Here is a 9,734-nt window from a genome sequence, read left to right as displayed (position 1 = left end):
GTGCCGGGGTCCACGCCTCCGCTCGGGCGGCAGGATGCGGTGACGGGTGGACCCCGGCACAAGGCCGGGGTGACGAAGCAGGCCGGGGGGATGACAAAAGACGGGGTGACGAAAGACGGTATGGCAAAACCGCCCCCTCTGCCCCGCATCACATCGCTCCAGTCCGGCAACAAGCTCGTCATCGCCGCCGCCTGCCCCGCCGCGCGCGCGCTCGGGCTCGCGCCCGGCATGGCGGTGACGCAGGCGCGCGCGCTGGTGCCCGAGCTCGACATCCGCCCGGCCGACCCGGACGGCGACCGCGCCGCGTTGCTGCGGCTGGCGACGCTTGCGGCGCGGCGCTGGTGTCCGGTGGTGATGGCGTCGGGCGAGGACGGGTTGTTCCTCGATATCAGCGGCGTCGCGCATCTGTTCGGCGGCGAGGCGCGGATGGCGCGGCGGATCGTGCGGATTCTCGCGCGGCTCGGCTTCACCGCGCGCGTCGCGGTGGCGGATACGCCGGGCGCGGCGTGGGCGCTGGCGCGGTTTGCGGTTTCGCCGGCCCCCCCTCCCCGTCACCCCCGCGAAAGCGGGGGCCCCGCTTCTTCTTCTAAGGTCGGACAGAAGCGGGATCCCCGCTTTCGCGGGGATGACGGCGTGTTGGTGTGCGCGCCCGCCGCCCATATCGACGCGCTCGGCCCCCTCCCCACCCGCGCGCTCAGGCTCGACAGTCGCGCGATCGAGCTGCTCAAGCGGCTCGGCATCGAGACGATCGGCCAGCTCGCCACGCTCCCGCGCGCGCCGCTCGCACGGCGCTTCGGCGGTGCGCTCGTCGCGCGGCTCGACCAGGCGACCGGCCGCCTCCCCGAACCGCTCGACCCCGTTCCCGTGCCCGAGCCGATCGGCGTGGTGCAACGCTTCGCCGAACCGATCGCCACCGCAGAGGCGATCGAACATTGGCTCGGCCAGCTGATGCCGCGACTCGTCACCGCGCTCGGCGAAGCGGGCCTCGGCGCGCGCGCTGTCGAGCTCGTCGCCGACCGGATCGACGGGGTGCCGCAACGCCTGCGCATCGGCCTCGCCCGCCCGACGCGCGACGGCGCGCATCTGCTGCGCCTGACGCTGCGGCGGATCGAGGAGATCGCGCCGGGCTATGGCATCGACGCGCTCGCGCTCCATGTCCGCCGCGCCGATCCGCTCGGCGCCGAGGCGTTTGCCGAGACGCTCGAGGACCAGGCGCCAGATCTCGCGCCGCTGATCGACACGCTCGCCAACCGCATCGGCAGCCACGCGCTGTGGCGCACCGTGCCGGTCGAGAGCGACGTGCCCGAACGCTCGATCGCCGCCGCCCCGCCGCTCGACCCGCCCGAGCGTGCTGCGGCCAAGCTCAAGCCCGACGATGTCCGCCAGCTCGATCGCTCGGTCGTGCTCCACCCGTGGGACTCGCGCTGGCCGCGCCCGGTGCGCCTCCTCCATCGCCCCGAACTGCTCGACCATGTGCTGGCAGAGATGCCCGACCAGCCGCCCAAGCGCTTCACCTGGCGCGGCATGGCGCACCGCGTGGTGCGCGCCGATGGCCCCGAGCGGATCCTCGGCGAATGGTGGAAGCGCGGGACCGAGCGCCACAGCGTGCGCGACTATTTCCAGGTCGAGGACGAGGCCGGCCACCGCTTCTGGCTGTTCCGCCGCGGCGATGGCGAGCGCGGCGAGACGGGCGACCTTGCCTGGTTCATGCACGGATCGTTCGGATGAGCGGGCGCTCAGCGGCGCGCGTCGATCGCCGTGAGATGACCGCCGGCCGCATACCGCAGAATAGCCGCATCGGATGTGACGAGCGGACACCCCAGCGCGCGCGCCGTTGCGATCATGATGCGGTCGCATGGATCGCCGTGGATATTGCCTTTCAGTCCGCCCGCATCGCAACCGATCGCGCTGGTGACCGGTACTTCGACAATCTCGAAAGTCCGCATGACTTCGGCAAGCCACGTCTCCAGCGGACTTCCGAGCGCGATACGCCGCTTGTCGAGCAGCATTGCCAGCTCCCAGGCGACCATCGCCGACATGCGTCGATCGGGCTGGCCTTCAATGTGACGCAGCGCTTTGGGTCCAAGGTCGCTGGCGCCACTCGCAAACCAGATCAGGGTATGCGTATCGAGCAGGATCACCGTGCGGGACCGTCATCCCGCAACCGTTCGGCCCATTTGCTCTCCCACTTCGCTTCCCAATCGGGGTCGATCGGGCTGACAATGTCCCCCAAGATCGTGATGGACCCCTTCATCATGCCGAAGCGCGCGACGGGGGCGGTCTTTTCGGCCACCGCCGACACCGTCGCGACCGGCTTGCCGCGCTTGGTGATGGTGATCGATTCGCCGCTGGCCTGGACCTCGTCGAGGATCGCCAGGCACTTCGCCTTGAATTCCGCCGCGCCGATCATCTTGGTCATCTGCGTCGCTCCTGCCGAACTGGTCACGTGTTATAGTCACTTCGCCGGATTCGGGCAATGAGCTGGTGCGAACTGCAGGTGACGACGCATTACAGCTTCCTGCGCGGCGCATCGTCGCCCGAGGATCTCGTCAAGGCGGCCGTGCTCGAAGACATGCCGGCGATCGGCGTGACCGATCGCAACTCGGTTGGTGGCGTGGTGCGTGCGCTCGTCGCGACCGAGGAGCTGTCGGCGATCCGCCCGATACGGCTCGTCGCGGGGTGCAGGCTCGATCTGGTCGACGGGACATCGGTGCTGGTCTGGCCCGAAGATCGCGCCGCGTGGAGCCGGCTCACCCGGCTGCTGACGCTCGGCAAGGGCCGCGCCGATCCGCAAAAGGGCGAGAAGGGGCAATGCTTCCTGCATTGGGAGGATCTTGCGCACCATGCCGAGGGGCTCGTCGCCGCGCTCGTGCCCGGCCTGACCGAAACCTATGCCGAGGATGCCGAGGCATTGCGCTGGATGGCCGACGTGTTCGGCAGCCGCGGCCATCTCTGCCTGACGCAGCACCGCCGCCCCGGCGATGCGCAGCGGCTCCACAGCCTCGACGCGCAGGCGCAGCATTACGGCCTGACCCCGCTCGCCACCGGCGACGTGCTCTATGACGTGCCGCAGCGCCGGATGCTGCAGGACGTCGTCACCGCGATCCGCCACCGCTGCACGATCGACGACCTCGGCCATGCGCGCGAACGCAGCGCCGACCGGCACCTCAAGGGCCCCGCCGAAATGGCGCGGCGCTTCAAGCACCATCCGCGCGCGCTCGCCGCGGCCGAGGCGATCGTCGAGCGCTGCACCTTCTCGCTGCGCGAATTGAAGGAGCAATATCGCTATCCCGACGAAGTCGTGATCAGCCAGCGCACCCCGCAGGACGCGCTCGCGACGATGGCGCGCGATGCACTGTCCGACCGCTTCCAGGGCGCGCCGCCGAGCGAATACACCAAGCTGCTCGAGCACGAACTCGGGCTGGTCGAGACGATGGGCTACGCGCCCTATTTCCTCACCGTCAATTCGATCGTCCGCTTCGCGCGCAGCCAGGGCATATTGTGCCAGGGGCGCGGATCGGCGGCGAATTCGGTGATCTGCTTCGTGCTCGGCATCACCTCGATCGACCCGATCGTTCACACGCTTCTGTTCGAGCGCTTCATCTCGACCGAGCGGCGCGAACCGCCCGATATCGACGTCGATTTCGAGCATGAGCGGCGCGAGGACGTGATCCAGTGGATCTACGAGACCTATGGCCAGCACCATGCCGCGCTGACCGCGGTCGTCAGCCGCTATCGCTCGCGCGGCGCGGTGCGCGAGGTCGGCAAGGCGCTCGGGCTGCCCGAGGACATGACCGCGGCGCTCGCCGCGCAAGTATGGGGCTGGTCGAACGACGGCGTTCCGCTCGAACATGTCGAGGCGCTCAATCTCGATGCCACCGAGCCGCGGCTTGCGTTGACGCTCGAGCTCGCAACGCAATTGATCGGCACGCCGCGGCATCTGTCGCAGCATCCCGGCGGCTTCGTGCTCTCGCACGACCGGCTCGATGAACTCGTGCCGGTCGAGCCCGCCGCGATGATCGATCGCCGCGTGGTCGAATGGGAGAAGCTCGACATCGAGGAAATCGGGCTGATGAAGGTCGATATCCTCGGGCTCGGAATGTTGGGGTGCATGCGGCGCAGCTTCGACCTGCTGCGCGAGCATAAGGGCGTCGATATCCGGCTCGACAGCCCCGAGCTGCAGATCGACGACCCCGCCACCTATGCGATGATCCAGCAGGCCGACACGCTCGGCACCTTCCAGATCGAGAGCCGTGCGCAGATGTCGATGCTGCCGCGGATGAAGCCCAAGGAATTCTACGACATCGCGATCCAGGTCGCGATCGTCCGGCCCGGGCCGATCCAGGGCGACATGGTTCACCCCTATCTCAAGCGGCGCGAGCAGAAGGAGAAGATCGAATATCCCAATGCCGCGCTCGAAGGCGTGCTCAAGAAGACGCTCGGCGTGCCGTTGTTCCAGGAGCAGGCGATGCTCGTCGCGATCGTCGGGGCGGGGTTCACGCCGGGCGAGGCCGATCGGCTGCGGCGTGCGATGGCGACTTTCAAGATGACCGGTGGGGTCGGGGAATTTCGCGACAAGTTGATCAACGGCATGCTCGGCAACGGCATTTCGCTCGATTTCGCCGAGCGGCTGGTCAAGCAGATCGAGGGGTTCGGCAGCTATGGCTTTCCCGAGAGCCATGCCGCGAGTTTCGCCAAGATCGCCTATGCGTCGAGCTGGATGAAGTGCCATCATCCGGATGTGTTCTGCGCGGCACTGCTCAACGCGCAGCCGATGGGGTTCTACGCGCCAGCGCAGATCGTGCGCGATGCGCGCGAGCATGGGGTGCGGATCGAACCGGTGTGCGTCAACCGCAGCGAATGGGACACGATCCTTCTTCCTCCCCTCCCGCTTGCGGGAGGGGACCGAGGGGTGGGCGCGACAGGCGTATCACACGGTACCGCTTGCAATGGAGCGCGAGCCCACCCCCAGCCCCTCCCGCAAGCGGGAGGGGAGAAATTGCCCCTTCGCCTCGGCCTGCGCATCATCCTCGGCATCTCCGGCGCGGAGGCCGGCCGCATCCTCATCGCGCGCGGCGACCGGCCGTTCGCGTCGATCGAGGATGTCTGGCGCCGCGCGGGCGTGTCGCTGCTGACGCTCGAGAAGATCGCGCAGGCCGATGGCTTTCACGGCTTCGGGATCGATCGCCGCAAGGCGCTGTGGGAGGTCAAGGCGCTCGGGCAGAAGCCGCTCCCGCTGTTCGCCGCGATCGAATCGCCGACCGAGCCAAGCGTCACGCTCAAGGCGCTCACCGCCGGGCGCGAAGTGGTCGAGGATTATCGCGCCACGCAGATGTCGCTGCGCGCGCATCCGCTGAGCTTCCTGCGCGACGAGCTAAACCACCGGCGCGTCACGCGCTGCGGCGATCTGCGTGGGATGAAGGACGGCAGCCGCGTCGAAGTCGCCGGGCTGATCCTGGTGCGGCAGCGGCCGGGGAGCGCGAAGGGTGTCGTGTTCGTCACGCTCGAGGACGAGACCGGGATCGCCAATGCGATCCTCTGGCCCGACCGGTTCGAGGCGCAGCGCCGCGTCGTGATGGGCGCGGCGATGCTCGGCATCAGCGGGCGCGTGCAGAGCGAGAGCGGGACGATCCACGTCATCGCCGATCGCATCATCGATCTGACCGGGATGCTCCGCCAGATCGGCGATATCGATCTGCCGCGGCTCACCATGCCGGGCGACGGCGCGACGCATGGCGGGACGATCGACCCGCGCGACCGCAAGCCGGATTGGAAACCGCCGGCGCAGCGCGCGCTGGAGAGTTGGCCGCCGCGGGTAGTGCACAAGGAGGATGCGGACCTTATTCCGGTCCGTAGCCACGACTTCCACTAGTGCCGGACCATCTGGATCGACCTCGCCGTATTCCGCCTCCCCTCCCTGGAAGAGCGTCGGGTGACCAGCGCCCCGCGCTGGTCAGGTCATGCCGGGGGCATGACCGACCCGACGCTGGTCGGGGGTGGGTCGGCCCGTGGAGAGGTCAACGCCCGCCCTAGGCCGCGGCCCCCAGCCCCTCCCTTCCAGGGAGAGGAGTCGTACAACGAACGTCAGGCGGTCTTGCCGGTCTCGAACAGGAACCACGCCCGGCGCTCGGCATCGTCGGTCCAATTGTCGATCATCGCGCTCGTCGCATTGTCCTTGGCTTCGTCGGCAATGTCCTTGGCTTCGCGCAGCGCCTCGACCAGCTTGAGATTGTCGTCGCGGAGTTCGCTCAGCATCGCGGCCGGCGCGACGAACTCGGCGTCATTGTCCTTGATCGTCTGATGGCGCGCGATGTCGCCGATCGAGCGCAGCGTGGTGTTGCCGGTCTTGCGGACGCGCTCGGCGATATCGTCGGTGCCGGCGAAGATTTGCGCCGCCTGCTCGTCGAGCAGCAGATGATAGTCGCGGAAATGCGGGCCCGACATGTGCCAGTGGAAATTCTTGGTCTTGAAGAACAGAGCGAACGAATCGGCGAGGATGCCGTTGAGCGCCTCGGCGACGGTCTTGGTCGCGTTGCTCTGCAGGTCGGTCGGGGTGTTCAGCGCCTTGGCAACCATGGGATGCACTCCTGAAAAATTGATTCGATGCAGCAACGATCGTTTAGGGCAATGGCTCCCGACCCGCGCAGGCAAAAATGCGATCAGACCGATCGCCGCGTTAGATCAGCCGCAGTGCGCCGAGCCCTTGGATGGCGCCGAAAATCAGCAGGCCGACCGACGCGCCGAGCCGCAGCGCGGCGGTCGGGAGTTTCCGCAAACCGCGCGTCCCCAGCAGGATCGCCGGCACGAGCACGACCATCGCGCCGAGTGTCGCTCCAACCGCGGCGAGCGCCGGCGTCGTGCTGCGCGCGGCGAGCGCGGCGGTGATGAATTGCGTGCGATCGCCGAAACCGAGCAGGCCGACCGCGACGAGACTCGTCCCGAACGTGCCGAGCCGCCAGTCGCGCAGCTTGGGCGGCTTGGGCGGCCAGCAGCCCGACGCGCCGGCGGAGAGCAACGCGAACGCCAGCAACAGGTCGCGCGCATTGGGCGACAGCAGCGGCGCGACGATCACCCCGCCGACCACGCCGAGCGCATTGCCGAGCGCGATCGCCAGCGTGGTCGCGGCGATCACCGCCGCCTTGCTCGCATAGCGGTCGCCGAGCAAAGCCGCGGTCCACGGCGTGCGATCGCTCGCCTGGGTGAACAGCGCCGCGACGAGCGCGGCCATCAGCGCGTCCATGCGCTCAGCCGTCCCGGCGTACGAATCGCACGACTCGCACGCCGCCTGCTTGTCCGCCCCGATCGATTGCCCCACATGCCGGGTGCATACGCGCCTATCCCTTCGTGCGACAGGCTATGCGCAAAGGATAAAGGCCGGTTTAACCGCGCGCGAATCGCTGCGCGCGCTTGACATCCACGGCCCGTTCCGCCATCGGACGGCGCTTCAAGCGGTGGCACGTCCGCCGCTTTTGCATTTTCAGATCACAGGAATTCAGGTCATGGCAAAGCCGACCACGGTCAAGATCAAGCTCGTCAGCACGGCGGACACCGGCTTCTTCTACACCACCAAGAAGAACCCGCGCACCAAGACCGAGAAGCTGAGCTTCTCGAAGTACGATCCGGTCGTGCGCAAGCATGTCGAGTTCAAGGAAGCCAAGATCAAGTAAGCCGCTGGCCGCAAGGCTGGTTGCGACGATCAGGGCCGCGGGCATATGCCCGGCGGCCTTTTTCGCGTGCTCTCCGCCCGTCATTCCCGCGAAAGCGGGAATCCCGCTGCCTGGCCCTGCCCTGGAAGAACAAGCGGGACCCTCGCTTTCGCGAGGGTGACGGGGGTGTTTAAGGCGTGGCCCGACTTAGCGGCTCACAGCAACGCCGCGACCGAATCGACGAAGCGCATCAGCGAGATCGGCTTCGACACGTACGCATCCGCCCCCACCGCGCGGATCCGCTCCTCATCCTCGCGCCCGGCATAAGCGGTCACCGCCATGATCGGAATCGCGCGGAGCGTCGCATCGGCCTTCAACTGCTGGATCAGCTCATAGCCGCTGACGTGCGGCAGCTGGATATCCATCACGATCAGATCGGGCGCAAAGGCGCGCGCGCGGACCACCGCCTCGCGCCCGTCGCGCACGCCTTCGGTCGCATATTCGTGCGCGCGCAGAAGGTCGCAGAAAAGTTTGAGGTTGAGTTCGTTGTCCTCGACAACGAGCACCCTTTTTGCCACGCCCGCCATTCCTTGGTCCATGGGACGTCCTACCCAATGCGCAGCGCACTGACAAATCCGGACCCGATGCACATCGCGCTCAACGCGCTCGTCTGGACGCTCGGCGACGACGATCGCGCGCAGCGCTTGCTAGACACGACCGGCCTCACCCCCGACGACCTGCGCGCCCGCGCCAGCGAGCCCACCGTGCTGTCAGCCGTGCTCGGTTTTCTCGAAAATTACGAACCCGATCTGCTCGCCTGTGCCGAGGGGATCGGCGAGCGGCCCGAGGCGATCGTCGCCGCGCGTGCCGCGCTCGATCCGGAGTATTACGAATGAAGGGCCTGCTGATCTGCGATTGCGACGAGGTGCTGCTGCACATGGTGCGGCACTTCGGCGTGTGGCTGCGCGAGACGCACGATATCGACTTCGCGCACGAGAGCGGCGATTTCGCGGCGATGACGCGCCGCGACGGCGGCCCCAAGCCGACGCAGGACGAGATGTGGGAGTTGCTCCACGGCTTCTTCCCCGCCGAAATGGGCCGCCAGACGCTCGTGCCGCACGCGCGCGAAGCGCTCGCGGCTTTGTCGGAAATCGCCGACGTGGTGATCCTCACCAACCTCACCGACGCCAACCGCGAGCCCCGCATCGCGCAATTGCTCGGCCACGACATGCCGTACCGCGTCGAGACCAATCAGGGCGGCAAGGGCGACCCCGTCGCGCGGCTGGTCGCCGAATTCGGCGATCCCGTGACGGTGTTCGTCGACGATCTCGCGGTGCATCACGCCTCGGTCGCCAAGCATGCGCCCGGCGTGTTCCGGCTGCACATGGTGTCGGAACCCGATCTCGCCCCGCAGGTCGCGCCCGCGCCCGACGCGCATGTCCGGATCGATGACTGGCAGGCCGCGCAGGCGTGGATCGCCGACCGTTTCACCGCCGGCGTGCCGGCCACCCCCACCCCCGAAAGGACCTCCGCATGACCGACCGTATCGACCGCAAGCTCGCCGACCTCGGCCTGACGCTCCCCGCCCCTGCCGCCCCCGTCGCCTCCTATGTCCCCGCGGTCGACGCGCACGGGCTGCTGCATATCTCGGGGCAGTTGCCGTTCATCGACGGTACGCTCGTCACCGGGCGCCTCGGTGACGGCGTCGATCTCGAGGCCGGGCAGAAGGCGGCGCAGGCGTGCGGGCTGATGCTCGTCGCGCAGATCAAGGCGGCGCTCGGCGGGCTCCACCGCGTCGAGCGGATCGTCAAGCTCGGCGTGTTCGTCAATTCGACCGCCGATTTCACCGATCAGCCCAAGGTCGCCAACGGCGCTTCGGACCTGATGGTCGAGCTGTTCGGCGAAGCCGGCAAGCATGCCCGCAGCGCGGTCGGCGTCAGCGCGCTCCCGCTTGGTGCTGCGGTCGAGGTCGATGCGATCGTGCAGATCTCCACGCTGTAATTAAAATCCTCCCCCGCCAGGGGGAGGTGGCGCCAAAGGCGCCGGAGGGGGAGGGAAGCGGCACCTCTCCAGCAGGGCGCTGCGCTT

The 9,734-nt window shown here is 68.0% G+C and carries 11 protein-coding genes; 6 read left to right on the top strand and 5 right to left on the bottom strand.

Features of this window, described 5'->3' with window-relative positions:
- On the top strand, positions 1-1,728 hold the full coding sequence (locus tag RH90_RS00220; RefSeq protein ID WP_232280272.1) for a Y-family DNA polymerase: 1,728 nt from the start codon (positions 1-3) through the stop codon (positions 1,726-1,728).
- Positions 1,729-1,736: 8 nt separating this feature from the next.
- Here RH90_RS00220 and RH90_RS00215 read toward each other — a convergent pair whose 3' ends face one another.
- Both RH90_RS00215 and RH90_RS00210 read right to left on the bottom strand, forming a co-directional pair.
- Positions 1,737-2,141 (bottom strand): type II toxin-antitoxin system VapC family toxin, encoded by a 405-nt coding sequence (locus tag RH90_RS00215; RefSeq protein ID WP_010183141.1) that lies wholly within the window; start codon positions 2,139-2,141, stop codon positions 1,737-1,739.
- The gene (locus tag RH90_RS00210) at positions 2,138-2,419 is read right to left on the bottom strand and encodes a type II toxin-antitoxin system Phd/YefM family antitoxin (protein WP_010183140.1); all 282 of its coding nucleotides are present in this window, start codon (positions 2,417-2,419) and stop codon (positions 2,138-2,140) included. The genes RH90_RS00215 and RH90_RS00210 overlap by 4 nt, the downstream gene beginning before the upstream one ends.
- A gap of 57 nt (positions 2,420-2,476) precedes the next feature.
- Here RH90_RS00210 and RH90_RS00205 point away from each other — a divergent pair, with 57 nt between their 5' ends.
- Positions 2,477-5,872: an error-prone DNA polymerase gene (locus tag RH90_RS00205; RefSeq protein ID WP_010183139.1), complete on the top strand. Its 3,396-nt coding sequence runs from the start codon at positions 2,477-2,479 to the stop codon at positions 5,870-5,872.
- 212 nt (positions 5,873-6,084) lie between these two features.
- Here RH90_RS00205 and RH90_RS00200 read toward each other — a convergent pair whose 3' ends face one another.
- Both RH90_RS00200 and RH90_RS00195 read right to left on the bottom strand, forming a co-directional pair.
- Positions 6,085-6,576 (bottom strand): Dps family protein, encoded by a 492-nt coding sequence (locus RH90_RS00200; RefSeq protein WP_010183137.1) that lies wholly within the window; start codon positions 6,574-6,576, stop codon positions 6,085-6,087.
- Between the two features lie 100 nt (positions 6,577-6,676).
- Positions 6,677-7,240 (bottom strand): TMEM165/GDT1 family protein, encoded by a 564-nt coding sequence (locus RH90_RS00195; protein ID WP_029624905.1) that lies wholly within the window; start codon positions 7,238-7,240, stop codon positions 6,677-6,679.
- A gap of 259 nt (positions 7,241-7,499) precedes the next feature.
- On the opposite strand from RH90_RS00195, the gene rpmG reads away from it, so the two are divergent.
- Positions 7,500-7,667 carry a 50S ribosomal protein L33 gene (rpmG, locus tag RH90_RS00190; RefSeq protein ID WP_010162189.1) on the top strand — a complete coding sequence of 56 codons (168 nt, stop codon included), beginning with the start codon at positions 7,500-7,502 and terminating at the stop codon, positions 7,665-7,667.
- 194 nt (positions 7,668-7,861) lie between these two features.
- Here rpmG and RH90_RS00185 read toward each other — a convergent pair whose 3' ends face one another.
- On the bottom strand, positions 7,862-8,224 hold the full coding sequence (locus RH90_RS00185; RefSeq protein WP_010183135.1) for a response regulator: 363 nt from the start codon (positions 8,222-8,224) through the stop codon (positions 7,862-7,864).
- A 36-nt stretch (positions 8,225-8,260) separates the two neighbouring features.
- Here RH90_RS00185 and RH90_RS00180 point away from each other — a divergent pair, with 36 nt between their 5' ends.
- From RH90_RS00180 to RH90_RS00170, 3 genes are read left to right on the top strand one after another with little or no spacing between them, the layout of a single operon-like run.
- Positions 8,261-8,542 (top strand): DUF3572 domain-containing protein, encoded by a 282-nt coding sequence (locus tag RH90_RS00180; RefSeq protein ID WP_010183134.1) that lies wholly within the window; start codon positions 8,261-8,263, stop codon positions 8,540-8,542.
- A complete protein-coding gene (locus RH90_RS00175) occupies positions 8,539-9,183 on the top strand; it encodes a hypothetical protein (protein ID WP_010183133.1) in 645 nt (214 codons plus the stop codon). The genes RH90_RS00180 and RH90_RS00175 overlap by 4 nt, the downstream gene beginning before the upstream one ends.
- Positions 9,180-9,647, top strand: a complete 468-nt coding sequence (locus RH90_RS00170; protein ID WP_010183131.1) for a RidA family protein — start codon at positions 9,180-9,182, stop codon at positions 9,645-9,647. The genes RH90_RS00175 and RH90_RS00170 overlap by 4 nt, the downstream gene beginning before the upstream one ends.
- Positions 9,648-9,734 lie beyond the last annotated feature (87 nt).

The sequence above is a fragment of the Sphingomonas sp. PAMC 26605 genome (assembly GCF_000241485.1).
Lineage (GTDB): Bacteria > Pseudomonadota > Alphaproteobacteria > Sphingomonadales > Sphingomonadaceae > Sphingomonas.
This window is presented reverse-complemented; position numbering and strand designations above follow the sequence as displayed.